Raw genomic sequence first — 25046 nt, 5'->3', positions numbered from 1 at the left:
ATGGATCATTTAGTCTTTGAAGTTGGGACGGCGCTAATTCTTATCGCCATCGCCAGCTTAATCGCCAATAAAATTAAATTTTCTATCATCCCTTTTCTCATTGTCCTCGGAATGATTGTTGGGCCGCATGCTCCAACTATCGGGATCATTGATTTGAAATTTATCGAAAGCACGGAGATCATTTCGTTTTTTGGCAGAATGGGCGTCCTGTTCCTTCTTTTCTATCTTGGACTTGAGTTCTCTGTCGGAAAACTCATTAAATCGGGTAAATCTATTGCAGTCGGCGGATCTATTTATATTTTGATCAACTTCAGCTTAGGACTGCTCTACGGTTTTATCACAGGATTTGGATTCCTTGAGGTTCTCATTATGGCAGGTGTGATCACCATTTCATCCAGTGCCATTGTGGCCAAAGTCCTTGTCGATTTGAAACGGACGGCAAATCCTGAAACAGAGTTAATTCTAGGGATTATTATGTTTGAGGATATTTTCCTTGCCGTATATTTATCCGTCGTATCAGGTCTTGTCCTTGGAGATGCCACTACTGTGGGCGGTGCCTTATTATCGATTTTAATCGCTTTTGGTTATATGATGCTTTTCTTTATCATTGCGCGGAAGCTGCCAAAACTATTAAATAAGTTGTTTGATATCCGTTCGAACGAAGTGTTCATCATTGTGATTTTTGCGGCTTTGTTCTTTGTCGCTGGTTTTTCAGAAACAATTCATGTAGCAGAGGCTATTGGGGCTCTCTTACTTGGTCTTGTTTTCTCAGAAACAGAGCACTCAGACCGCATCGAGCATCTCGTGGTTCCGTTTAGAGATTTCTTTGGAGCGATGTTCTTTTTCAGCTTTGGTCTCAGTATCGATCCGTTTACATTGGGTGATGCCTTCTGGCTTGCGATCGGTGCTGTGATTCTTACCTTAATTGGGAACTTCACTGCCGGAATGTTCGCTGGACGGAGAGCTGGATTTTCTCATAAAGCCTCTTCTAATATTGGATTAACCATCGTATCGAGAGGAGAGTTTTCAATCATCGTTGCCGAGCTTGGCATCGCCGGCGGACTTGCCGCTACTTTGAAGCCCTTTGCTGCATTGTATGTCTTAATCCTTGCGATCTTAGGACCGCTCGTAACGAAAGAATCTAAGAAAATCTATCAAATCCTAAACAAAATCTTCAAATGGAAACCTGAAAAACCAAAAGTAAAAAAAGAAACGACGTTCTAATAAAAAAGGGCCCTATGCTTGGGCCCTTTTCTATGTTTTATTCAAATTGCTGAAATGCAGTTTCTTGCTTGACTGGCGTTTCCTCGACCCCGCGAATGGTTCGAATGACTTTCTGGTTGCGGTAAATCGATAGTTTCAAATTGGTCGCCGCTGTTCCATGAGAATGATCAAGATTCGTGAATGTAAAGAAATAATTTGAACGCTTGTCTTTGAACACAAGCCTGAAGTCGTCTGTCACTTTAAAATGCTCATCACTTTCCCATTCAATCAAAGGTTCGTATGCGCTAAACCATTCAGGAATATTCGGTGTATACCCTGTAGCCAATACAGCATGATCTACAGTTATGCTTTTTTCTTTCTTCAGCTGCCACTGTTTGAGGTGCAGCTCCAAAGGCTGATGCTCTCCTCTTTGAATCGCTTCAAGCTCTGTCATTGGCTGAATGAGCACAGATGGCTCTTCACCTGAAACGGAGCGATGATACAGCTCCTGATAAATGCGCGAAAGCGTCGATGCATCGATGCCATTTCTTAATCCTGTCAGCCTAGGCAATGTGTTCATACGTTCTTCATAAGGAAGCGAATGAAAATACTCGACATACTTTGGTGTAAAAAGCTCTTGGCCAAGTTCTGCTGTCTCCAGCTCTCTAAATTCACTAGAACGCGTAAACCATGAAAGCTGCTGCCCTTTCTTTTGATGCTGAAGCAGGTCTAAGAAAATTTCAGCTGCACTCTGCCCTGAGCCGATTACCGCCACCGACTCAGCTTCATGAAGTGCTTTCTGCTGATCTAAATAACGGCTGCTATGGGTCACATATGGATATGCTGCTTCAGGCACATCGACTGGAATCATCGGTTTGCTTCCTGTGCCTAACACGACATGCTTTGCACGATACTCAGAAAGCGATCCATCTTTCAGCCGTCTGACTTTCACAAGGTAGCCATCTTGGCAGTCCGTCACTTCTTCTACCTTCATCCCAAACTGACAGCTGTCTAATTCTCCTGCTACCCATGATAAATACTCATTGAATTCTCTCCGCGGGATATCAAACTGTTCAAATGTATAGAACCGGTGAAGTCTATTTGATTCATGTAAATAATTTAAAAATGTATACCTGCTCCTTGGATTCGCCATTGTGACAAGGTCTGCTAAAAAGGAAACTTGCAAATCCGTTCCTTTGATCAGCATACCAGGATGCCAAGCAAACTCAGACTCTTGTTCAAAAAAACAGCATGAGACATCCTCATACTCCTCTAACAAAGCGGCCAACCCTAAATTGGCGGGCCCAATCCCAATTCCGATCACATCTATCATATGTACACCTGCTTTACCTTTTTATCACTTATATACCCTTTTACAAATGAAAAAAACACTGCGTCATCGCAGTGTTTAAACGTGAGAAACAAATAATGATTCAAGGAATTGAATTTTCTCTTCTGTATAGTGTTCATAGCGGTCATTATACGATTTTGGATCTTTTGGATTGGCATACTGCGTAATTTTTCCTGATCGAGGATCAATGAATTTACTTGCTGCACCGCATCCAATGCCAATGATTGTCTGTACTTCTTCCATGATAATGATATTATACAAACTTTCCTGCCCATCTAATGAATACCCGACATTTTCGAGATTTCCCAAAATATTTTTTTGTCTATATAAATAATACGGGTGATAATGATGTGATTTCGTCCAAGTGACCGCTTCATCCATCATACGTGTGATTTCTTCTCGGTCTGCTACTTGGTATTTCTCCTTATTGCGCGTCATTTCAGATGCTCTTTTAAAGGAGAGTGTATGCACAGTCAAAGATTCAGGCTTGAGCTCTTCAGTCTGCTGCAAGGAGTGCTGAAATTCTTTGAGCCCTTCTCCCGGCAATCCAATGATTAAGTCCATATTGATATTATTCATGCCGTACTGTCTTGATAAGTGATACTTTTCAATCGTTTCTTCCACACTATGATGCCGGCCAATAGCCTTTAGTGTTTCATTCTCATACGATTGCGGGTTAATGCTAATCCGGTCAATATTGTAGCGATTTAGCACCTCTAGCTTATCAGGCGAAATCGTATCAGGACGCCCTGCTTCGACAGTCACTTCCCGTATATGCTTCACATCTGGGAACGAGCGATACATTTCTTCATACAGCAAGTCCATTTCTTCCGCTGTGATGCTCGTTGGCGTGCCTCCGCCAAAGTAAACAGTCGTCACTTTGATCCCATGTTCTTTTAGCCATGCGCCCATTTTTTGCATTTCATAATGCAGACCAAACAAAAACGTTCCCACTCTGCCAGCTTGTCCTTTAATGGCGTAAGCAGGGAACGTGCAGTAAGCACATTTTGTGGGGCAGAAAGGAATGCCAATATAAATACTCACTTCCTGCTGAAGGTCATACAGATCTGGAATGGCTTTAAGCTGACGGTCGACAATCTCCTGCATCAAATTGATTTTTTCATCATGAATCAAGTAATCACGCTTTAACGCCGCATGTGCATCTTCCTTTGACATGCCTTCTCTCAGCATCTTATGAAGCAATTTCGTCGGACGTATTCCTGTGAGAATCCCCCACTTTTGTGTCATTCCTGTGTGCTCCTGAAGCAAGTGTAAATAAACAGACAGCACTGTGTTTTTGATTTGTTTCCAGCGCTCCTTATCGTTCAAGCTCTCTGGGACATCCCGCGAAAAACGACTGGTGATGTCTGATCCATCGATATGGCCAGATGCTTCCACCATGCCATTTTCTTCTTTCCAGCTAAATTCCATGATCAAACCATCATCCAATTCACTTGGTTCAAACATCACTTCACTATCTTCTTCAAATAAATTGGCTATATTGACAAGCGGGCGATGAAATCGTTCATCTGACAGCCCTTTAATTAAAATTCGCATCATATCACCTTTATCTTCAAACTTGTTTCATTTTACAAAATTCATGTAGGAAAAGCAATGAAGGGAACAGACGAAGGCCCTGTCATTTCTTGATTGACAGGGCCTTCACTTTATTATCTCTTAATATCGAATTGATGTAAAAATCCTTCTCTTTGCTGCATTCTAAAGTATTCCTTGATCATATAAGCCACACCCTGTTCATCATGCGAGCGCGTCACCCAATCGGCTTTACGCTTGACATCATTGGGGGCATTTCCCATAGCAACGCCTAAACCAGCCAATTCAAGCATTGGAATGTCATCTGTTCCATGGCCAATGACGACCGTATCTTCTAAAGTAAAACCGAGTGCAGAGGTTAAAAGAGAAAGTCCCGCTTCCTTCGAAACCCCTTTGCATACAATATTCATTTTCTCATCACTGATCCTAATAAGATCAACAGATGGGAATGCTTGTTGAATAGTCCTGTGAATCTCAGGCTGAAGCTCCGCGGTCGAATATACTTCAATCACTGGAGTACTGACTGGTTCATCCATCAGCATATCACTTAACGATTCAACAAATTGGACAGGATAGAAAATTGGATCAGACGGATGAATGAGCGTCTTTCCCATCAGCTGAGACTGCGTTTTTTTCCGGTTGCCGATCGAGAATTTTTCATGCAGCAAGCGGACATTACAATCGAAGCTTTCAAGGATTTGCACAAGATTAAATGTCTTTTCTTCCGTTAATTTTTTCACATGAAGCGGCTCATCGAGTTTATCGGCGATAAATGCACCACTATGCGTCACAAGGGTTGATGTTGGAATCTTCAACGCCTTGGCAATTTTTTGAGCGGAACGAAAATGCCGGTTGGTGACAATCGTCACGTAAACCCCTTTTTTCTTTACATATTCCACAGCTTCTTTTGTAGCAGAATGGATTTTACCATTGGAACGAAGTAACGTCCCATCTATATTGAGTGCAAGTAGTTTTTTTGACACTGAGGCATCCCCCTTCTTGATGACTGTACTTACGATGAGGATATGCCCTAGCTTGGTGCTTTAGAACATGCAGTTGAAAGAGCCCCAGGTTATGAATAGATGGATAAATAAAAAAAGCCTACCCCTAGGCTTTTTTTTATGTATGGTTTGGATGCGTTACAATGGAGTGATGAAGCTCCCCATGATCCCCTTATCATTTACACACCAAAGCATTGCTTATATCAGATCCCCTTATGATGCTTTGCGTTTCTCCCAGAAGCGCTTCTCTCTCGTTTGGCTCACCGCCATAAATCCCAAGTGAAACGCACCCAATTGTCCCTTGAGAGCGCCTTTTTGAAAGCACTTTCAATATAAGTATTATCGCAGAATTTATGTGCTTCGACAACCTTTTTTTAAAAGATATTGAGGAGAAAAGATAAAACAAAAAAGGGCGAATGACATCGCCCTTTCCATTAGTTTTCTTCTGGATTCCCATAAAGCTCTTCAAGTGGCTTCATGATAATTTTATTTAATTCACCGATAAGAACACTCACACGTTGTTCTGCTTCCATCAACTGAGAGATTTTGTCGTGCTGCTGAACAAGAGCAACTGTTTTTTGAGCTTGCTCCACTTCTTCTTGTGTGATCTCTTGACCAGTCATTTGTTTTTGTTGAAGGTTTACTTGAATGTCACGGAAGTTCTCAAACATTCTTTTAGAGGAATCATCCGCGTTTACCTCATCATAAAGATTTCTTAAAGTTGAATATTCTTCGCTATGACGCAATGCTTTTTCAAGGTCATATGCAACATCATAAAGATTTACAGACATGTTATGTCTCCTTTCTATCCGTTATCACCGATATGATCGGCGGACACCACTCCACTATAACAAACTATGGCTTTCGTTTCACATATATACAATGAATTCATTAAAATTTCTATAGCTTGTCTTAGAATAGCGCCACAAAAACAGCCTGGATAGCACCAATCATCCCGCCTAAAAGACCGCCTAGAAATGTTATCATCTTCAGCTCCTTATTAGAGATGCTGACTACAAGCTCTTCCATTTTTTCAAGCGGGAAAAGTTCAATTTGTTCACGAATGATATCTTCAAATTGCAGCTTTGCAAGCAGACTCTCTAAAGAATTTGAAGCCGCTTCGATCCCCTTATCAATCAACACTGGCGCAAAATGTGTTTTAAGATCATCCGCTACAGCACTGACATATGTTCCAACTGGTTTGTCTAATATCAGCTTTGTAGAGAAATGAGAAAGCAATTGATTTTTCACACTAAAAATAAGTTCCTTCACATTCCATTTTTCATCAAGCTCATGAAGAGAAAATTGCTTCACCTTGTCCCATTCTTGAACAAGTAAATCTGATAAAAATCTTTTGGTTTCTGCGTTTCTTAAGAACTTGATAATTTCTGGATGCACACGATCAATTAAGCTTGAATTCCCTAGAAACATTTGAACCATACTGCCAAGCATTCCCCGTTCTTTTAAGAAATCATCAATCATATTGCCAAGCCTGGCTTTGCCTTCATCACTTTCAAAATAATGAATACCTCTCTTTAAAATATAATCTGCTGCATCTGGAATTTTTGATGATATTTTGGTTTCAACTTCTACCGGGAGCAATTCAGATAAAGTTTGCTCGTTATATGTTTCCAGCAGTGAAGCAAGCTTCTGGTCAGACCACTGATGGAGCCATTCATCTGCTTTGACATCAGCCTCTGTAACGCCGAATTTTTCTAGCAGAGAGAATACGGTGATCTCCATATTTGCGCCTTTGTCAATATATCGATGGACTGTACGCAGGATCTCCTGCTTTGCCTCCGATGATTCAAATCTTTTTTGAATACCTTCTGGCGTGAGCAAATGCTCCATAACCATGACACCAACCTGCTTGGCTACTTCGTCTCTTCTTTTAGGGATAAGCCCTGGTGTAAATGGAAGCTGTTTTCCGAATAAGTAATATGGCTTATAAGGCCTAAAAAGCATTTTAATTGCAAGATGGTTTGTCGCTGCTCCTATGACTGCGCCAATAACAATCATAAAGATAAACGTTGTGAATATATTCAAAGTCGTCATCTACCTTTCAAACAACACCCGAAGTTTATTGTTTTGATCTATACGTATTATAGTTGTTGTCAAGTTCCCAAGCAAATGAAGCATGCAGCGAGACATATGATCAAGCGATCTGTCGTAATGATAAAGGAGCATGAGCTTTATGTAAAATCATAAAAAAATGTTTTTTTGATGGTAAAAAAAGAAGTTGAAAAGAAGGTGTTTTTTAATGACAACATTAGGTATTGCGAGCCTTTCTCCGCAGTATGAAGAGGCATTCACACGGCAGCTCGCCAAAGCTGCCTCTTCTTATCGTTTAGAGGTTGTTCGTTTTACACCATTTGATTTAAAGCCGGCTTCAAATTTGATAAAAGGCCAAACATATACGAATGGCCAAGGGTTTGCCGACGCACAATTTCCGATTCCCGACTTGATTTATGACCGATGTCTTTACCGGCATGACGCACAATCTAAAAAAGCAAAACCCATCATGGAATGGCTAAAAAAATATCCAAAAACAGATTTTTTGAATACCGGCATCTCAAATAAAATGGTGCTATTTGAGCAGCTCCGTCTCCTCTCTGCTTCACAGCCATATTTACCTGTCTGCTTTTTATTAAAAGAGCCCTCAGACCTGATCAATATGGTAAGAGAGTGCGGGGCTGGCGGTTATTGTAGAATGCAGCCTCTCTCCCATCAGCATGCAGCATCTACTTACTTCATTTCCTTTGATGGCAAATCAACATTTACTGTTCAGCTAAGTTCCAATCAAACCATTACATTTTCTCGTACGTCAGAGCTGGAGCGCTGGTGCAAAAAATATGCAGGCCGGTATTTCCTTCAATTTTTCAACACGAATGATCAAAAAGAAATTTTATTCAATGAAATCAAGATTTTTCTTATGAAAGATTCACAAAATCAATGGAAACGCATGGGAATTCACACAAAATCACCTGCAGAAAATAGTCTTTTAAGTCATACACAAAAATCAGCTCCTGTGATAGGCTTTGAACACTATCTAAATACATTGCAGCCACACATCAAGGAACTCCTTTTAGATGATATTGCATCCATTCAGGCATCAATCCCAGCTTATATAGATAAAACTTACTCTCCTTGCTTTGAATTCGCAGTAGACTTACTTCATTCAAGTGAAGGCAGACTTTTCATATCAAATATCAGATCAAAGCCAGGGCGATCCGCTTTTTTAAAAGTTTATCCTGACAAGGAACACGAATTGATTCGTATCATTCTTGAACATGCTCAATCGATAAAGTCTCAACCGAAGGAGGTTTCTAATGAACAGAAAGCGCTGCATCATCGCCCCACACCTCACAAGTGAAAAAACAATTCATCTTCCCGTCCATTATAAACAGAAAGATGCCATCTATTCTCTTGCTCTAGGGTCTCGTTTAGTAGATGGCTTCAACATTTCCTATCATCAGCATCCAAATAAAATTTTATTGTCTGAAGATCTATACAGAAGTTTACTGATTCCTTACCAATCAAAAGCTGATGTGATCATCATTGACCATACACTTTTTATAGGGCCGTTGATGGGCATTTTCACTGCAGGTTTTGAGCAAAGTACACAGCCATTAGGAACGAGATCAGAATTTTTTATCAAACTGCTGCACTCTTTCAGGCAGCATCCTGGTTTTGCCTATCTTTTTGGGTCACATTCTATTGATTGGGAAAAAGGAATTGTAGAAGGACTGTTCTACCACCAAGATTCATGGGTTAAAAAACAGCTTCCCCTTCCGTCAGTCATTTATGACCGGCTTCCAAATAGAAAAGCTGCTCAGTCGGCACTCATTCAAGAAACGAAGCGAAAACTCACCCAAGACTATGATATCCCTTGGTTCAATCCTTACTTTTTTAATAAATGGGAGATTCATGAACAGCTATTAACAGATGAAAAAACATGGTCCTTTCTCCCACATTCTGTACAATTAGATCCCGTGGACGCTCTAAGTAAAATTGAAACACTTCTCTACCTGCATCAAGTTATATACTTAAAACCGACAAACGGAAGTCATGGAGACGGGATTTATCAGTTAAAGAAGGAAAACGACGGAATCACTGTATTCTCAAATTTTGGAATGCCCATTCCATATGATTCAATAGATCAGTTTGTTCAAAGGCTGCGAAAGGATCATGCAATTCATGATTTTATTGCACAACAAGGCATTGAGCTTCTTCAAATAGGCAATCAACCGATGGATTTCAGAGTTCATACGAATAAAAATAAAGAAGGTGATTGGACAGTCACAGCAGCAGCAGCAAAGGTTTCTGGAGATCATACCATCACGACTCACCAGTTACACGGGGGAACGGTGAAAACACTTTATGCTGTCTTTCCAGAAGAAAAGAAACGTTTGCAGATTTTACAGCAGCTTTCTCATACTGCCATCATGCTTAGCCAAGTGATAGATCAAAAAATGACCGGGCATATTGGTGAAATCGGTTTTGACTTAGGCATTGATCAAACAGGTGCAATTTGGATGTTCGAAGCCAATTCTCGCCCTGGCCGAGAGATTTTCCAGCATGTCTCTTTGAAAAAATCAGAATGGCTGATTGGGAAAAGAATCATGGATTACGCATCTTACCTTTCAAAAACGGCACTCACCACTTCAGATCACACGAACGTCTACTGACGCTTTTTTGTCACATGGCAGTGCTCTTAAATTTATGCTTTTTCTATGCTCTTTTCATGAGATGAGATACAATAAAATCAAGTTCAAGGTTGTTTCCGTGTTGTCGTGTTTGTTTATTGTTTCATCAATAAAAGCAAGGAGGCAATGATGATATGATTTCTCATTTTCAATGGAAACCCCTTTTTAAGAAAGCACAATTGCCAGGCTGGAAAATATCCTTTTTCCACAATGGTGCGCACTATGAAGGCATCTACCACAAAACAGGTGACATTGAATGGGGATCTCAGCTTCCGCCCCATGAAGTTGAGCCAACTTTAAAAGAAGAAATCCACGAATTAATGCTGTTCCATGTCTATGATTAAACTGTTTAAGGAGCCCCGCCATGTTAGAAAAATTAAAACTTGTTTACGGAGACCATATCATCAGCACACCTACTCATGACAAACATATTCTTTGGTATCAAACAGAAGAAGGCGAAATATTTGGAGTAAACAAATCGGAGCTTTCAGAAAGAGAAACACTTCTTCTCAACTCTTTTCTTACACCAATTGAGCTATTTCAAAAAGCGCAGACCGAGGATGAACAAAAATGGTTCAGCTATCTTTTTGAAAACAAACCACTAACTGTCCAACATCCCGTCCGTGTTTATTATTTTCAAATGATCCATCAAGAAGAACAAAGACAGCAAATAAAAGAGGCTGTGAATAACAGCCTCGAACATACTCATTTCATATGGACAGGCCCTGAAACAGCTATGCTGATTCAACCAAATGCCACATCAGAAAACAGTCAATTAGATCAGTTAAATGATTTGTCTCTGGCTATTACAAGTGATTTTTTAACAGACTCAGTCTTTATACAAGGACAGCTGCATTTGCCAAATGACCATTTACAGATGAGGCTATTAAATGAACAACAGCTCTTTTTATGTCATATACAGCGAGAAAAGCTTAGATCAGGGGCTGCCACATTTTATCAATGCCTGCCTTCGTTCATTTGTTATGATGTTTCTGCACTCTCTCACGCTATTTCAGATGCTTTTAAAGAAGCGGTCTTTGATCGGGATGTTTACCGAACTCTCATGACCTATATGCAATGTAATTTAAACGCATCCAAGGCAGCAAAAGCGTTATATGTTCACAGAAACAGTCTTCAATATCGAATTGATAAATTTATTGAGCGCACTGGGCTAGATATACGACATTTTCCAGAAGCATCCGCTGCTTATTTGATGATGACTCTACTCGATCTTTCATAAAGAATGAAGACATGAGCATCCTGCCCAAAAATGAAAATAGGATGTTGTGCACGTTGTCCATTTACAGACTCTTCCTCATTTTATACACTTTATTTACTAGTAAAGCGCTTTCAAAAAAGAGGGACTGGGGAGGCTGACATCTAATGGCTGAAATGATGCTGAATCAAATTTATAAAGTATATGATAACAAGGTAACAGCAGTAGACAACTTTAATCTACATATAGAAGATAAAGAATTTATTGTGTTTGTTGGTCCATCAGGCTGCGGAAAATCAACAACCCTTCGCATGATTGCAGGTCTAGAAGAAATTTCACAAGGAGACTTTCTGTTAGATGGAAAACGGATGAATGATGTAGCGCCGAAAGACCGGGATATCGCAATGGTTTTCCAAAACTATGCATTATATCCTCATATGAATGTGTACGATAATATGGCTTTTGGATTAAAGCTGCGGAAGTTTCCGAAAGCAGAAATTGATGAGCGGGTTCGAAATGCCGCTAAAATATTAGGGCTTGAGCAATATTTAGACAGAAAACCAAAAGCACTGTCTGGAGGTCAAAGGCAGCGTGTTGCACTTGGCAGAGCGATTGTACGTGATGCAAAGGTTTTTCTTTTGGATGAGCCGCTTTCTAATTTAGATGCAAAACTCCGTGTTCAGATGCGTGCTGAAATTTCTAAGCTTCATCAGCGTCTGCAAACGACATTTATCTATGTGACACATGATCAGACTGAAGCCATGACAATGGCAACACGCCTTGTTGTCATGAAAGATGGTTTTATTCAGCAGGTAGGAGCGCCGAAAGATGTATATGAAAACCCAGAGAATGTGTTTGTAGGTGGATTTATCGGCTCACCTGCGATGAACTTTTTCACAGGAAAGCTCTCTGACGGTGCCATTGCGGTTGGAAAAACTCATATTCGTGTACCAGAAGGAAAAATGAAAGTATTACGCAGCCAAGGCTATATTGGAAAGGATGTCATTTTAGGCATCAGACCAGAAGATTTTCACGATGAACCAGTATTTATAGAGGCGTCTGAAGGCACAAAAATTCATGCTGACGTAGAAGTAGCTGAATTAATGGGGGCAGAAACGATGCTTTATTCTTCTATCGATGGTCAATCATTTATTGCACGTGTTGATTCTCGTACCGATGTACAGGCCGGACAGTCTATCCCTCTTGCGATTAATATGAACAAAGCCCATTTCTTTGATGCGGATACGGAGCTGCGCATTCGCTCAGCAGAATAAAAAGATATATAAGCAGCGCCATCACTCATCATTGGGTGATGGTTTTTTGTATGTTAACACAACATTTACCATGTTCTTTTCTCGTATGTTTTTTTCGGAAATAACCATAATACTTAGTACAAAGCAGTTACTGCATTGGGTTTCGCCAAGTGGCAAATGACTTGATCATTTCGCTGGTGCGATTCCAGCAAACCCAACCAAAAAAACAAATCATATACAAAAAGGAGAATCACATCATGGCAAATTCTAATAGTTCAAACCAATTACTAGTTCCTGGAGCAGAGCAAGCGATCGATCAAATGAAATACGAAATCGCTTCTGAATTTGGTGTAAACCTTGGAGCAGAAACAACATCTCGTGCTAACGGTTCAGTTGGTGGAGAAATTACAAAACGTCTTGTGTCTTTCGCTCAACAAAACCTTGGCGGAACAAAAGCTTAATTTCATATTTGGATCATAGAAGGCACCTCTTATGGTGTCTTCTTTTTTTGTTTTTATCCCTCACCAAACTCCTTTCAGCTCATATCATGTAGTAGAAAGGAGCGGATCTTCATGGACATTATTTCTGGTATGAACTTTGAACTTTTACAATTTGTAGGGATCTCTCTATTATATGAATATGCTCATAGTATTCGGTCCTTTCACCTTTATAAAAAAAGCATCACATAAAAGTTGTACCATTTTGGGTTCTTTTCACTTATAGTATGTAGTGGAGGGATCGAACAGATGAAAATAGCTCTTTTCGGTGCTCATGGACGTGTAGGACAAGCATTTCTTCGTTTCGTTCAAGTAGATGATCGTTACATGGTTCGTTCATTGATTCGGACAAACCGAGAAGAAATGCTTGCGGGTATGTTTCAAGTCACCGGCAATTCAAGAAATCGGGAAGATGTGCTTGAGACAATCAAAGGAGCAGATATTGTTGTGAGCTGTCTATCAACAGATGGTGATGATACATTATCTGTTTCAATGGAGCATATCGTACAAGCCATGAAGCAAACAAATACATCTAGAATTATTACAATTGGTACAGCAGGTATTTTAAAAGCAAGAAAGCAGCCGGAGCTCTACCGTTTTGAAACAAATGAATCAAGACGGACCACTTCCCGAGCAGCTAAAGAGCATGCGAAAGCGTTTGAAATCCTTCAATCGACTGATCTAGATTGGACCATTATTTGTCCAACCTATTTACCAAATGGAGAAGTGACACGGTCATATCGCTATGAGAAAGATTTTCTCCCTATAGATGGAAAGAAAATTTCAGTTGAAGATACCGCACACTTTTTATATCAGCAGTTAAATTCGAAGGAGTTTGTACATCAACGCGTCGGCATCGCTTATTGATGATGCAGCCTGTCCAAACAATATAATCAGTAAAAGTCGAGAACAGAATCCTCGACTTTTTCATGCAAAGGAAAAGAGCCTCATTCAATTGGAAGAGGCTCTTTTTTTCTACTATTCATCAGCTGTTGGCAACAGCACCTTTTTGCAGTTCATACATTTGTGCATACAGCCCTTCTTGCTGCATGAGTTGTTCATGACTGCCACGCTCGACGATTTCACCTTTTTCTAACACCAAGATCATATCGGCTTTCTTAATGGTGGATAATCGGTGAGCAATCACAAAAGTCGTCCGTCCTTCTTTGACTACATCAAGTGCCCGCTGAATGATCGCTTCTGTTTCTGTATCAATGTTGGCTGTAGCTTCATCTAAAATTAAAATCGCTGGATCATACGCCAATGCGCGCGCAAATGAAATCAACTGACGTTCCCCCGAGGAAAGGGTGCTTCCCTTTTCAACGACTGGTTCATCAAAGCCTTCTGGCAGGTGCTTCAATAACTCTGCGGCACCTACTTGCTTTAATGAGGATTCAATGGTTTCTCTTTTGATGTCTTCATTCCCTAAGCTGACATTGGAGGCAATCGTTCCAGAAAATAAATACGGGTCTTGCAGCACGATGCCCATTTGTTTACGCAGCGTTTGGCGCGACTGATCATAAATGCTTTCACCATCTATGAGAATGTCTCCTTTCTGAATGTCATAAAAACGCAGCAGCAAGTTCATGATCGAGCTTTTCCCAGAACCAGTATGCCCCACTAGTGCAACCGTTTGACCTTTCTTCGCTTCAAACGTAATGTTCTTTAAGACATTTTTCCCTTCATTATAAGCAAAGGTGACATCTTTGAACTGAACGTGTCCCTCCAGCTTCTTCTGAACAGGTTCTTCAACTTCTGTTCCTGGTTCATCTAATAATCGGAAAACCCTTTCCGATGAAACCCTTGCTAACTCCAACCTAGAGAACTGATTCACAATGCCTGTAATCGGCTGGAACAATCGATTTAAATAATCGACAAATGCATAGAGCACACCAATGGACACAATGCCTGTCGCACTTAGCGACGCACCACCAAAATACCAAATGAGTGCCACATATGCTAAATTTCGCAGCAGGTTAACCAAGTTATGTGAAAGAAGTGAATTTAAATGCAACATCTTTCGCTGATATCGAAAGTGATTGTTGTTCAGCTCATCAAATTCCTCTTGCGTCGCTTTTTCATGACGAAACGCTTGAATGATTGTCATCCCTTGAATGGCTTCATTTAGTTTGGCATTGATTTCACTGATGATTGAACGAATGCGGTGATTGTACACTGATGCAAACTTTCTATAAGTCATCGACCAAAGGAAAATAATCGGTACAGCGACCAAACAGATGAGTGCCAGCTTCACATTTAATAAAAACATGGCAATGTAAATCCCAATCATGTAAATAGCACTTGTCACGAAATTTGCAAGGACCGTTACATATAAATCACGAATGGTTTCCGTGTCATTTGTAATCCTCGCGACAACTTTTCCAGCCGGTAAATTATCAAAATATCGGATCGGCAGCGTTTGGATGTGCTCAAATACGTCTACCCTCATTTTTTGAATAATTCGATTTGCAATCCTCTGGAGCAAATAATGCTGCCCATACTGAAAGAAAATCGCAACGATGAGCAGTCCTAGATAAAATAGAACAAGCTGCACCAAACCACTGATTTCTGGCTGATAAAAAGCGAAAATCTCCTCTTTTGATAAACGCTTTACCTCATAGGTTTCACGCTCGTTCCCATTATCAATGGTGAGCTGATCTCCCGATATTTTTCTGTTTCCATCAAAACGAATCGGCTCATTCACAAAATAGTAACCGAACCCGACTTGCACTACATTGATTTGCTTTCCAGAATCCATTCCATTATTTAATCGATCGCTTCGTATATAGTTATTTCCCTGGTAATAAACGGTTTTGTCTGTCTTTTCATGGACCTCGACATACGGTTTTTCTACACCTAAAATGTGATCATCAATCATTTTCTTCCCAATAAATGGCCCTGTCAGCTCAGCACCAACTGCAATCATGAGAAAGATTAAGGCAACAGACAATACTTTCTTATATAGGAGTGCGTAGGCAAGGAGTCTTCTTCCTGTTGTCATGCCTCATCCCCTCCTTCCAGCTGATTTGTTAGCTGCTGACGCAAAAATTGTTCTTTGTACCACCCATCCTGCTGGATGAGCTCGTTGTGGGTGCCCTTTTGGACAATGCGTCCTTCTTCCATGACAAGAATGAGATCCGCATGTTCTACAGCTGATAGGCGATGAGTTGTAATAAACGTCGTTTTGCCATGACGGTTTTGTCTTAGATTTTCTAGGATAGCGGTTTCTGTTTTTGCATCTACAGCAGATAATGAGTCATCCAGAATTAAAATGTCTGGATCAATTAATAAAGCACGTGCAATGGATATTCGCTGTTTTTGTCCGCCTGAGAGCGCCACACCTTTTTCCCCAACCATGGTCTCCAGACCCTCTGGCAGAAGGCGTAGATCCTTTTCAAAGTAAGCATCCTTAATTGCTTGTGCTAACTCATCTTGTTTCGCGTCCCGATGACCAAAGCGCATATTCTGTTCCACACTTTTTGAGAAAAGAATATGATCCTGAGGGACGTATCCGATCCATTGAAATAACTGATCTAACTCAATGTCTTGGATTGGAACACCTGATAGCAAGATTTGCCCATCACCTGCCGGGTACTGGCGCAGAAGCTGTTTGACAATGGTCGTTTTGCCGCTTCCCGTTTTGCCTGTAATCCCAATCGTCTGTCCTTTTCGAACGGTAAAGGACACATCAATGAGATTATCTTTAGATGAAGTTGGATACCTGAATGTCACATGATCAAACTCAATATCTCCAGGCTCTTGTAACGTTTTCGGCTGAGCAGCATCTGTTACGTCCGGCTTGTAGCTGAGTGTATGATTTAACCGGTCTAACGACGCATTTCCTCTTTGCATAATATTAATCAATTCGCCGATCGCAAACATTGGCCAGATCATCATGCCAAGATAGACGTTAAATGCAACAAGCTCCCCAATGGTTAAATCACTTTGGAACACGAGATAGGCTCCGTAGCCGATTCCGATTAAGTAGCTGATCCCCACAAGTAATTTCACTGTCGGTTCAAACAAAGAATCAATGATCGCCACTCGCATGTTTTTTTGAAATACATCATCTGTCATTTCTCGAAAGCGTTCGACATCTTGTTTCTCCTGCACAAAAGACCGAATGACCCGGACACCTGCCACTGATTCAAGAACGCGATCGTTCATATCTCCAAATGCATCTTGAGCGACTGTAAAGCGCTCATGGATTTTGCTTCCATAAAACGCAATCAAGAGCGCCATCAGCGGCATAGGAATAATCGCCATTAAGGTTAATTTCCAGCTAATCGTCAGCCCCATCGTAAAGAAGATCATCAGCATATAAGCAGTGGAATCAACCAAGGTCAGAACGCCGAAGCCTGTTGTTAAGGCCACAGCATTCAAGTCGTTTGTACCTAATGCCATTAAGTTGCCGGTTTTTTTCTTTTCATAAAAGGTAGGCGTCATCTTAAGCAAGTGGCGCATCAGTTTCCCACGCATCACACGCTCCATGACATTTGCGCCGCCAAATAACTGATACATCCAAAAATATGTAAGTGTATAGACGACGACACCTAGTAAGCAAAAAATGGTCACATAAAACACAATACTGGATGTTGTAAATTGACCAGAACGAATGTCATCAACTGCCTGGCCAAGGTATCTTGGCGGCAGCATTTCAAGCACATTCACAATGAGCAGGAGCGTAATAGCAATCGTATAACGCCTCCACTCTTGTTTAAAGAACCAGCCTAATTTCGCAAATACTGAAAACATGTTTGTCTCTCCTTTTCAAGCTAGCCGCTTTCTAAATTTTCCTGCAAGTCACCTTGTTTCGTTTTTTGAGGTTTTGTCATTTGTCTTGATTTTGGCATGTTCACATGCTTTCACTCCTCTTCATTTACTTGTTGTTTTTCATCCCTTTATTTCGAAATGCGAAATGAATTCAACAAAAAAAGAGGCCACCAGCTGGCTGGTACGCCTCTTTTCGTCATGTAAAAAGGCGCATGTTGACAAATACGCAACATACGCCTTGATTCATCCGATCAATTGGAACAGACGAGTTCCTTTTCAATGACCAATGAAGGTGTAATTGTCACGTGAATCAACCCATTCATGCAGTTTGGTTTCATTCTTCCAATGTTGCACATGACATTTCCTCCTTTTGGCTCTTGAATCTTTTTTTATCTTATAGCGGCTGTCACCATTTTGTCAATAAATATTTTTCAATAAATGAAATTTTCTAACAAAAATCAATCTTCCTTATGTGTATCTTTTTCTATTAACGGGTATACCATGAGTGTAAAGACTCCTTTTGAAAGGAATGAGGACATTGTTTCAAGCTGATCGGATGGTCGTTGCGTTTGATGGACATGAAGACAGTAAGAAAGCATTAAAAAAGGCAATCGCTTTAGCTAAAACCTTACATGCCAAGCTGACCGTTACCTATGCACATGATGGCAAAACAGACAGACAGGTGTTTGATGTGCCGCGCCCAATGACTGGCGGAGCTTATATCGGCGGCGGTACGGCAGATCTTCAAACACCCCCTGTATATGTACCTCATGATGAACAGCAAAATCCCTTGATTTTTGAAGACCATACAGAAGAGGTCGTTGCGGAAGCAAGAATGCTTTTAAATGAGGAGCAGTTTGAGGCTGCCATTGAAATTGTAGAAGGAGAACCAGCGGAAGCGATTATCGAATATGCGGAGGAAATATCAGCAGACCTCATCGTCATGGGAGCACGTGACCAAAGCAGATTGAAAAAAATGCTGTTTGGCAGTGTGAGTGAAAAGTTATCAGCAAAATCAGATATACCTGTGCTTATTGTGAAATAAACGCATCACAAAAGGCTGTAAACATTGGTTTACAGCCTTTTTTTATTTATGAAGAGATCGATGCTTCACTTTCATGTTTAATTTTTTGCTGGAAGCCTTCCTGTACACGCTTTGTCAGCTTGCCTGGAACGCCTTCCCCTACTGGCTCGCCATCTATTTCAACAATCGGAATGACTTCAGCTGTCGTCGAGCTGATGAAGATTTCCTGAGCGCGCAGCAGTTCTTCTTTGCTTATACGAGTTTCTTCAACAGTACACCCTTCTTCCTCACATACCTCCAGCAGCTTTCTACGAGTAATGCCGTTTAAAATGAGATTGTTTGCAGGGTGAGTACGAATCACGCCATCAATCACGGCATATACATTCGAGGAGGTTCCCTCGGTCACAAAACCGTCTCTCACAAGGATTGCTTCAAACGCACCAGCTTCAGATGCTTTCTGCTTTTCCATGATGTTATATAAAAGGTTTAAGCTTTTGATATCACACCTTAACCAGCGAAGATCCTCAGATAAAATGGCCTTTGCCCCAGCTTTCTGCTCTTGAACAGGCTTTTTCACCTGGAACGTATATGCCGTGATTTGAGGAGTAAGAGAATTACTATATTGATGTTTACGAGGGGCGACACCCCGCGTGACTTGAATATACACACCGCCATCTGTTAATTGATTGTGAGCGACGAGCTGTTGTAACTTTTCTTCCATTTCAGATACTGTACCTTGCAGATGAATGCCAATTTCCTTTGCACTCTTGAACAGACGCTCTGTATGTTCCTTTAACGTAAACAAAGTACCATTGTATACACGGATGACCTCATAGACTCCGTCACCAAATTGATAGCCTCTGTCCTCAATATCAACATGTGCATCCTTTTTTTCAATGAAATCTCCATTGTACAATATTTTCATATGGAATCTCCCCTTCGCTTTGCATTAATGGTTGAATCTGATGCTATCTTAGCGGATAAATGGGTTCGTTTCAATGATTATTCAGAATTATTTCACATCATATGAAATGGATAACCTTTCATTGTAACAAATATAGATTGATAACCAAAAAGATTCCAATTTTTTAGCATCTTCTATATTCATAGGCTCTTTTTTCCTGTATACTTACTCCATATAAACACGACAAAAAACAGCGAAAAAAGACAGAATCCACTACATGATTCGACACAAATTTTTGATTTATTGGAGCGATTGTAATGCAACGGGTTAAAAAAAAACAGACACCTTCAAACACAATGCTGCTCTCAAAGGCGATTGGTTTTGTCATCCTGACACTGATCCTCTTTTTTATTTGGGATATGTCCAAAACCAATATGCAGGCAGCAGATCAGCCGGCGAAATTGTCTGCGAGCAGTCAATTTAGGGACACAAGCACTAGTATGAAAGCAAAAGATGCTTCTCGGAAAACATTAGATGCACATTTTAAGATCAATTCAAATAAACATGTAACGGATCAAACGATCTTTTTAACCTTTGATGATGGTCCATCAGCGACTTCAAATCAGCTGTTAGATGTGCTAAAAGCGCATCAAGTGAAAGCCACATTCTTTATGCTCGGACCGCAGATTAAAGAACACCCGGCAGCTGTGAAAAGACTCCATCAAGAAGGTCATCAATTAGGGCTTCATGGCATCACCCATGATGTGAAACGCTTTTATCAAAAAAAAGATTCTCCTGTAAACGAGATGAAGGAAGATCAGCGCATTTTGGCTTCTGTCACAGGTGAGTATACCCATCTTGTAAGAACACCTTATGGCAGCACCCCAAATTTAACCGATCAGCAAAAGGCACGTTTAAAACAAAAAGGCTTTGTCTACTGGGACTGGACCATTGACAGTCTTGACTGGAAATATAAAAGCTCAAAATATGTACCAGAGGTATTAAATCAGCTGCAAGTGCTGGAGACAAAATATCCAAAAGAACCAAAAATCATCTTAATGCATGATCAGCCGGCGACGGCAAAATACTTAAGCAGCTTAATTACGCAGCTAAAGGCAAAGGGCTATACATTTGAAGTCCTTGATGAAACAATGAAGCCGCTGCAGCAATAAAGTAAAACCCGCACCTTTAGGATGCGGGTTTTTAATGATTTATAAAGCTTTCACGAGATCACCAATTCGCTCATGAAAGACAAGATCAAAAAGCGGATCGAATTCTGTTTCACTCAAATTCATCATCACCATGAAGATGGAAGGATCATGAGCTGCATCTTCTGGAATATACCTTGCTGGCGCTACCTCCAGGGAAGTCCCCATGACGAGAAGCATGTCCGTTTTCTGAAGTGATATCTCCACTTGATCTAAATGTTTGACCATATCGCCAAATAGGACAACATCTGTTTTTAGCACACGTCCACACGTACTGCCGTCTGAGGAAACCCTTTGACAGACCGGCACCTCCTCTTTTAATAAATAAGGCAGATCATATACCGCCTGGCACGATGGACAAGTGGCCGTTTGAATGGAGCCATGGAGTTCATATACATGCTGGCTTCCCGCCTTTTTATGAAGACCGTCAATATTTTGGGTAAAAATATCCACATGTTTCCCTTGTCGCTCAAGGCTGGCTAAAAAGGTGTGCCCGCTATTTGGCTCATATTCTCCACTCATTTTCATCTGAAACAATTCCTTAAATTTCGGCCAGAATTGATGAGGGTTTGATAAAAAGTAGGACCGGCTCATCGCTTCCATGCGGGAAGTATCTTCTGTCCACAGACCACCCGTTGATCTAAAATCAGGAATACCGGATTCTGTACTCATACCTGCACCTGAGAGTACTGTGATATGTGAAGCCTGCGATAATTTCTCTCTTAACACATCCACCTTTGTTTGGTCCACGCATCATTCCTCCTTTATTCACCCAGCTGCTTCTCACCTTTTTGTTTCATATAAATGGCCTGACCAGGGAAAGCAAATTCTACGCCTTCCTCGTGGAAAATATCTATGATGCGATAGTTAATATCCTGCTTAATATCAAGGTTTTCAGACCAAGCTGTCGTGTTTGTGTAAAAGTTGAAAAACAAGTTCAAATAGCTGTCTGCCAGTACATCGAGATTTACCATGATTGTCTCCTTATGCACACCATCATGCTCGTGAAGCATCTGTTTGAGACGCTTAATACACCTATCAATATTTTCCTTTGGTGTATTGTAGGAAACGCGAACAGAGAACGTAATCTGACGTTTATTCATTCTTGTCCAGTTTGTGATTGGCTCCTTAGAAAGCGTAGAATTCGGAACGGTCACGACGGCTTCAGCAGGTGTTCGAAACCTTGTACTTCGAAATGTAATGTCCTCCACAGTCCCAAGAACACTTGGTGTCTCCACAAAGTCGCCCATCGTAAAAGGCTTCTCTGTAATGATGACAATCCCTCCAAAAAAGTTAGCCACTGTATCCTGAGCGGCGAGCGCAAAGGCTAGACCACCTAGACCAAGACCTGCCACAAGTCCATTTACGTCATAATTAAATTCTTGTGCAATGACACTAATACTCAGTGCAATAATAATGAAGCGAAGTACCTTTGATAAAAATGGTGCTAAAATATCATCCATATCTAATTCAAATTTCGAATTGACCTTTTGAAACAAGAAAGAAGATGCAGCGGTTAAATTACAAAGCCCCCACGTCAGCATCAATATAATTGAGGATCTATACAATTTAATGATGACATCCATATGGTGCTCAAAGTATGGTGCCTGTCTTAACGCAAAATATAAACCAAGTGCCACGAAAAACAGCCTGGCTGGTTTTTCAAATGCCACAACAATTTGGTTAATGACCTCCGTTTTAGACCGATTCGTCAGCCTAAACAGAAGCTGAAATAAATACTTCGTAAATACTTTCCGAAGCAATAAAAAAAGCAATAAAATACAAAGGCTAATACCAATTTGGATCGCAATATCTACTGTAAAATATGTATCCATCCATTTTTGTGTAAACATGTCTGTCTCTCTCCTTTAAAACAATCCTCTCTAGTTTATAATATAACCTTCGTTCATGTCCTCTCTTAAATGTCTGACCTCTACATAAAAAGCCTCGGGACAGATCCCGAGGCATGAAGTTCAAATATGAAATTTTGGCTAGAGACATATCGACGGGCAGCAAACTACTTTTTCTTCTGAGCCTGATCAAGGAGAGTCGCTTTAAACATTTCAGCATCCGTTTCGGCCTTAATACGTTCTTCCACTCTAATTCTCCCTTTACCCAATCATCTCGCCTCCTTTTCATCATTATAAAACATCAGAATTTTCAGTCAACATGACGAAAGCACTAATATTTTGACGAACGCTGACGATTTGGACAAAATTGATCGAAGAAAAAATGATGTAGTTCAGATTTACTCAATAAGAGCTTGGGATATTCCTGCAACTTTTCACCTTTCATACACGATGCTTTCTCACCATATGCCATGTTCCATTACATACAGCTCTCCCTCGTACCATATAGTAAAGAAGGAAAAACAGCAAAAATTTGATATGATAAGACCAGAACTTATGTCAGGAGCTGGAGCATGTGTATATTATTGCGCATAGAGGGTCCTCAAGCGCTGCCCCAGAAAATACAATCGCTGCATTTGATTTAGCTGTTCAGCAGGGTGCGGATTATATTGAGTTAGACGTCCAGCTGACAATGGATCAGCACGTAGCCGTCATCCATGATGATACTGTTGATCGAACGAGCAACGGAAGCGGCTTAGTGAAAAGTTATACACTTGATCGGCTGAAGAAATTAGATGCAGGAAGCTGGTTCGATTCTCAGTACGCCAACGAACGAATTCCCACCTTACAGGAAATTCTTGAAAGATACAGTCAGCGTGTCGGGATACTGATTGAGATCAAGCATCCAAAACGGCAGATTGGGATTGAAAAGGCAGTTGTCGACATCATCAACCGGTTTGCCTATTCCCGTCACATCATGGTTCAATCTTTTGATGCCAATGCACTTCAAAGAGTCAAAGCTTACGCCCCTTCTCTTCGAACAGCTTTTATTATAAAACCCTCTGCCTTTAAACTGACGAAAAGGAAATTAGTGGAGTACAGCTCCTTTGCGGATTGCCTTAATATGAAGAAAACGATGATCAACAGATGGTGGATTGATCGCATCCACTCATTTGGAATGGATGTCTTTATATGGACAGTGAAAGATCAAAAAACAGCCGACAGGATTAAAACATACCACATTGATGGAGTGGTGACGGATCACCCGCCATTTTTTCTAAAGGAGAAATGATTAAATGAAAGCATATCTCGCCGTATTTATCGGTGGATTGGTTGGTACCCTTTGCAGATATGAACTTAGCCAATCCGTTGTCAGCCAGACATTCCCCTATGCAACACTGATTGAAAACATGACAGGCAGTCTGCTTCTTGGCTTTTCAACAGGGTATTTTATGTTTCGGAAGGGAAAAAAATATCTTGCTGCTTTGATCGGAACAGGATTTTGCGGTGGTTTTACGACAATGTCCACTTTTTCTAAAGAAACGGTTCTCTTATTACAGGATGGACTGTTCACATCAAGTATCATGTACATTATACTCTCAGTGATTGCTGGAGTGGGCGCTGCCTTATGTGGGCTGATCACCGCTCAGCGTCTCTTTCAACAAAATGAGCAGCCGAAAGGAAGCAGATAAATGATTGTATTTTATACAGCTGTTGCCGGCGGGATGGGCAGTACCCTTCGTTTTTTCCTCAGTCAATCGATTCAGAAAACCAAGTTTCATACTCGTTTTCCGTATAGTATTATTCTCATCAACTTACTCGGCGCTGCCGGTTTAGGTTTACTGACAGGTGCAGTAACTGACAATGATCCGCTGCTTATGATCATTGGTACTGGGTTTTTCGGTGGTTTTACAACCTTCTCTACATTTAGTGTAGAGGCTGCGTCCATGCTGTGTGAGCGGCAAATTGGACTTCTTGCTGTCTACTTATTGGTCACAATCATCGGATCTTTATGTCTCTTTGCTGCGTTTTATCAAATAGGCCAGCATCTTTTTTAAATATTTGTAATAGCGGCTAAGCTGATGAGCAGCTGATCCATGAGCTGGCGCTTCATCAAAAAGAGTGTTTTTTCACTATAGCCAATTTCCATTGCACACTTTGCCATCCGCCAATCTCGAAAATATTTGTAATCGATGAGCTGCTGCTCTATTTCGTCCAACTCTTTTAATGCCGTTTCAATACAAGCAACGATGAGTTCATACTGACTTTTTTGCTCTTCTAACTTTTTCCGTGTCATGTGGTCGAGATGATGCGGGCTTCTTTTTTCAAGCTGCCTTTCGATATTTAAGATTGCTGCTTGATAATTTTTGAAATTCTTTAAATGAAACTCAATTCGTTTCATTGAGGTTTTTTTCTCCGTGATACTTGCTGTTTCATACCAAAGCATGTCCATCCCCCTCTATCGAACGTTTGTTCTTATTATATATCGAACATACATTCTTTTAAA

Annotated in this window: 25 protein-coding genes; 13 read left to right on the top strand and 12 right to left on the bottom strand. The window is 40.7% G+C overall.

What is annotated here, in order from left to right; translation table 11 throughout:
• Nucleotides 1-1224 carry a cation:proton antiporter gene (locus AAZR19_RS00545; protein ID WP_087975650.1) on the top strand — a complete coding sequence of 408 codons (1224 nt, stop codon included), beginning with the start codon at nt 1-3 and terminating at the stop codon, nt 1222-1224.
• A 37-nt stretch (nt 1225-1261) separates the two neighbouring features.
• On the opposite strand, the gene AAZR19_RS00540 is transcribed toward AAZR19_RS00545, so the two are convergent.
• The 5 genes from AAZR19_RS00540 to AAZR19_RS00520 all read right to left on the bottom strand — a co-directional run bounded on the left by AAZR19_RS00540 (nt 1262) and on the right by AAZR19_RS00520 (nt 7155).
• Nucleotides 1262-2536, bottom strand: a complete 1275-nt coding sequence (locus AAZR19_RS00540; RefSeq protein ID WP_087975651.1) for a lysine N(6)-hydroxylase/L-ornithine N(5)-oxygenase family protein — start codon at nt 2534-2536, stop codon at nt 1262-1264.
• Nucleotides 2537-2611: 75 nt separating this feature from the next.
• Nucleotides 2612-4111 (bottom strand): coproporphyrinogen III oxidase, encoded by a 1500-nt coding sequence (locus tag AAZR19_RS00535; RefSeq protein ID WP_326148755.1) that lies wholly within the window; start codon nt 4109-4111, stop codon nt 2612-2614.
• A 113-nt stretch (nt 4112-4224) separates the two neighbouring features.
• Nucleotides 4225-5091 (bottom strand): Cof-type HAD-IIB family hydrolase, encoded by an 867-nt coding sequence (locus AAZR19_RS00530; RefSeq protein WP_039177545.1) that lies wholly within the window; start codon nt 5089-5091, stop codon nt 4225-4227.
• A gap of 452 nt (nt 5092-5543) precedes the next feature.
• Nucleotides 5544-5900 carry a YlbF family regulator gene (locus AAZR19_RS00525; protein WP_056766061.1) on the bottom strand — a complete coding sequence of 119 codons (357 nt, stop codon included), beginning with the start codon at nt 5898-5900 and terminating at the stop codon, nt 5544-5546.
• A 121-nt stretch (nt 5901-6021) separates the two neighbouring features.
• Nucleotides 6022-7155, bottom strand: coding sequence for a DUF445 domain-containing protein (locus AAZR19_RS00520; RefSeq protein WP_076839449.1), 1134 nt, complete (start codon nt 7153-7155; stop codon nt 6022-6024).
• 214 nt (nt 7156-7369) lie between these two features.
• Between AAZR19_RS00520 and AAZR19_RS00515 the strand changes: the two genes are divergently transcribed.
• The 7 genes from AAZR19_RS00515 (at nt 7370) to AAZR19_RS00485 (ending at nt 13648) form a co-directional block, all read left to right on the top strand.
• Nucleotides 7370-8482 carry a YheC/YheD family protein gene (locus AAZR19_RS00515; RefSeq protein ID WP_076839450.1) on the top strand — a complete coding sequence of 371 codons (1113 nt, stop codon included), beginning with the start codon at nt 7370-7372 and terminating at the stop codon, nt 8480-8482.
• A complete protein-coding gene (locus AAZR19_RS00510; RefSeq protein WP_076839452.1) occupies nt 8439-9797 on the top strand; it encodes a YheC/YheD family protein in 1359 nt (452 codons plus the stop codon). The genes AAZR19_RS00515 and AAZR19_RS00510 overlap by 44 nt, the downstream gene beginning before the upstream one ends.
• A gap of 152 nt (nt 9798-9949) precedes the next feature.
• Nucleotides 9950-10159: a YheE family protein gene (locus tag AAZR19_RS00505; RefSeq protein ID WP_003211787.1), complete on the top strand. Its 210-nt coding sequence runs from the start codon at nt 9950-9952 to the stop codon at nt 10157-10159.
• A 20-nt stretch (nt 10160-10179) separates the two neighbouring features.
• Nucleotides 10180-11055, top strand: a complete 876-nt coding sequence (locus AAZR19_RS00500; RefSeq protein WP_076839453.1) for a helix-turn-helix domain-containing protein — start codon at nt 10180-10182, stop codon at nt 11053-11055.
• A 143-nt stretch (nt 11056-11198) separates the two neighbouring features.
• Complete coding sequence (locus AAZR19_RS00495; RefSeq protein WP_041109937.1) at nt 11199-12305, top strand: ABC transporter ATP-binding protein; 1107 nt, start codon at nt 11199-11201, stop codon at nt 12303-12305.
• Nucleotides 12306-12541: 236 nt separating this feature from the next.
• Nucleotides 12542-12745: an alpha/beta-type small acid-soluble spore protein gene (locus AAZR19_RS00490; protein ID WP_024425744.1), complete on the top strand. Its 204-nt coding sequence runs from the start codon at nt 12542-12544 to the stop codon at nt 12743-12745.
• A 285-nt stretch (nt 12746-13030) separates the two neighbouring features.
• A complete protein-coding gene (locus AAZR19_RS00485) occupies nt 13031-13648 on the top strand; it encodes an NAD(P)-dependent oxidoreductase (protein WP_041109935.1) in 618 nt (205 codons plus the stop codon).
• A 118-nt stretch (nt 13649-13766) separates the two neighbouring features.
• Here AAZR19_RS00485 and AAZR19_RS00480 read toward each other — a convergent pair whose 3' ends face one another.
• Nucleotides 13767-15782 (bottom strand): ABC transporter ATP-binding protein, encoded by a 2016-nt coding sequence (locus tag AAZR19_RS00480; RefSeq protein WP_076839455.1) that lies wholly within the window; start codon nt 15780-15782, stop codon nt 13767-13769.
• Nucleotides 15779-17536 carry an ABC transporter ATP-binding protein gene (locus AAZR19_RS00475; protein ID WP_034282232.1) on the bottom strand — a complete coding sequence of 586 codons (1758 nt, stop codon included), beginning with the start codon at nt 17534-17536 and terminating at the stop codon, nt 15779-15781. The genes AAZR19_RS00480 and AAZR19_RS00475 overlap by 4 nt, the downstream gene beginning before the upstream one ends.
• 556 nt (nt 17537-18092) lie before the next feature.
• On the opposite strand from AAZR19_RS00475, the gene AAZR19_RS00470 reads away from it, so the two are divergent.
• A complete protein-coding gene (locus AAZR19_RS00470; protein ID WP_434702077.1) occupies nt 18093-18599 on the top strand; it encodes a universal stress protein in 507 nt (168 codons plus the stop codon).
• Between the two features lie 46 nt (nt 18600-18645).
• On the opposite strand, the gene dat is transcribed toward AAZR19_RS00470, so the two are convergent.
• Nucleotides 18646-19503 carry a D-amino-acid transaminase gene (dat, locus tag AAZR19_RS00465; RefSeq protein WP_434702076.1) on the bottom strand — a complete coding sequence of 286 codons (858 nt, stop codon included), beginning with the start codon at nt 19501-19503 and terminating at the stop codon, nt 18646-18648.
• A 296-nt stretch (nt 19504-19799) separates the two neighbouring features.
• Here dat and AAZR19_RS00460 point away from each other — a divergent pair, with 296 nt between their 5' ends.
• Nucleotides 19800-20654: a polysaccharide deacetylase family protein gene (locus tag AAZR19_RS00460; protein ID WP_041109926.1), complete on the top strand. Its 855-nt coding sequence runs from the start codon at nt 19800-19802 to the stop codon at nt 20652-20654.
• A 39-nt stretch (nt 20655-20693) separates the two neighbouring features.
• Here the strand turns inward: AAZR19_RS00460 and AAZR19_RS00455 are convergent, their stop codons facing one another.
• The 3 genes from AAZR19_RS00455 to AAZR19_RS00445 all read right to left on the bottom strand — a co-directional run bounded on the left by AAZR19_RS00455 (nt 20694) and on the right by AAZR19_RS00445 (nt 22809).
• The gene (locus tag AAZR19_RS00455; RefSeq protein WP_434702285.1) at nt 20694-21425 is read right to left on the bottom strand and encodes an NAD-dependent protein deacylase; all 732 of its coding nucleotides are present in this window, start codon (nt 21423-21425) and stop codon (nt 20694-20696) included.
• Between the two features lie 29 nt (nt 21426-21454).
• Nucleotides 21455-22543, bottom strand: a complete 1089-nt coding sequence (locus AAZR19_RS00450) for a mechanosensitive ion channel family protein (protein WP_395894441.1) — start codon at nt 22541-22543, stop codon at nt 21455-21457.
• Nucleotides 22544-22707: 164 nt separating this feature from the next.
• Nucleotides 22708-22809 carry a YhdX family protein gene (locus AAZR19_RS00445; RefSeq protein WP_017360338.1) on the bottom strand — a complete coding sequence of 34 codons (102 nt, stop codon included), beginning with the start codon at nt 22807-22809 and terminating at the stop codon, nt 22708-22710.
• Between the two features lie 305 nt (nt 22810-23114).
• Here AAZR19_RS00445 and AAZR19_RS00440 point away from each other — a divergent pair, with 305 nt between their 5' ends.
• From AAZR19_RS00440 to crcB (AAZR19_RS00430), 3 genes are read left to right on the top strand one after another with little or no spacing between them, the layout of a single operon-like run.
• Nucleotides 23115-23831 carry a glycerophosphodiester phosphodiesterase gene (locus AAZR19_RS00440; protein WP_056766049.1) on the top strand — a complete coding sequence of 239 codons (717 nt, stop codon included), beginning with the start codon at nt 23115-23117 and terminating at the stop codon, nt 23829-23831.
• A gap of 4 nt (nt 23832-23835) precedes the next feature.
• Complete coding sequence (gene crcB / locus AAZR19_RS00435; protein ID WP_056766047.1) at nt 23836-24231, top strand: fluoride efflux transporter CrcB; 396 nt, start codon at nt 23836-23838, stop codon at nt 24229-24231.
• Entirely contained in the window at nt 24232-24597 is a 366-nt protein-coding gene (crcB, locus tag AAZR19_RS00430) for a fluoride efflux transporter CrcB (protein ID WP_434702075.1), read from the top strand.
• On the opposite strand, the gene AAZR19_RS00425 is transcribed toward crcB (AAZR19_RS00430), so the two are convergent.
• On the bottom strand, nt 24594-24986 hold the full coding sequence (locus AAZR19_RS00425; RefSeq protein WP_034282242.1) for a hypothetical protein: 393 nt from the start codon (nt 24984-24986) through the stop codon (nt 24594-24596). The genes crcB (AAZR19_RS00430) and AAZR19_RS00425 overlap by 4 nt on opposite strands.
• Between the last annotated feature and the right edge of the window lie 60 nt (nt 24987-25046).

This window comes from Bacillus sp. Je.9.29.b (assembly GCF_051129925.1).
In the GTDB taxonomy this organism is placed as follows: domain Bacteria; phylum Bacillota; class Bacilli; order Bacillales; family Bacillaceae; genus Bacillus; species Bacillus safensis.
This window is presented reverse-complemented; position numbering and strand designations above follow the sequence as displayed.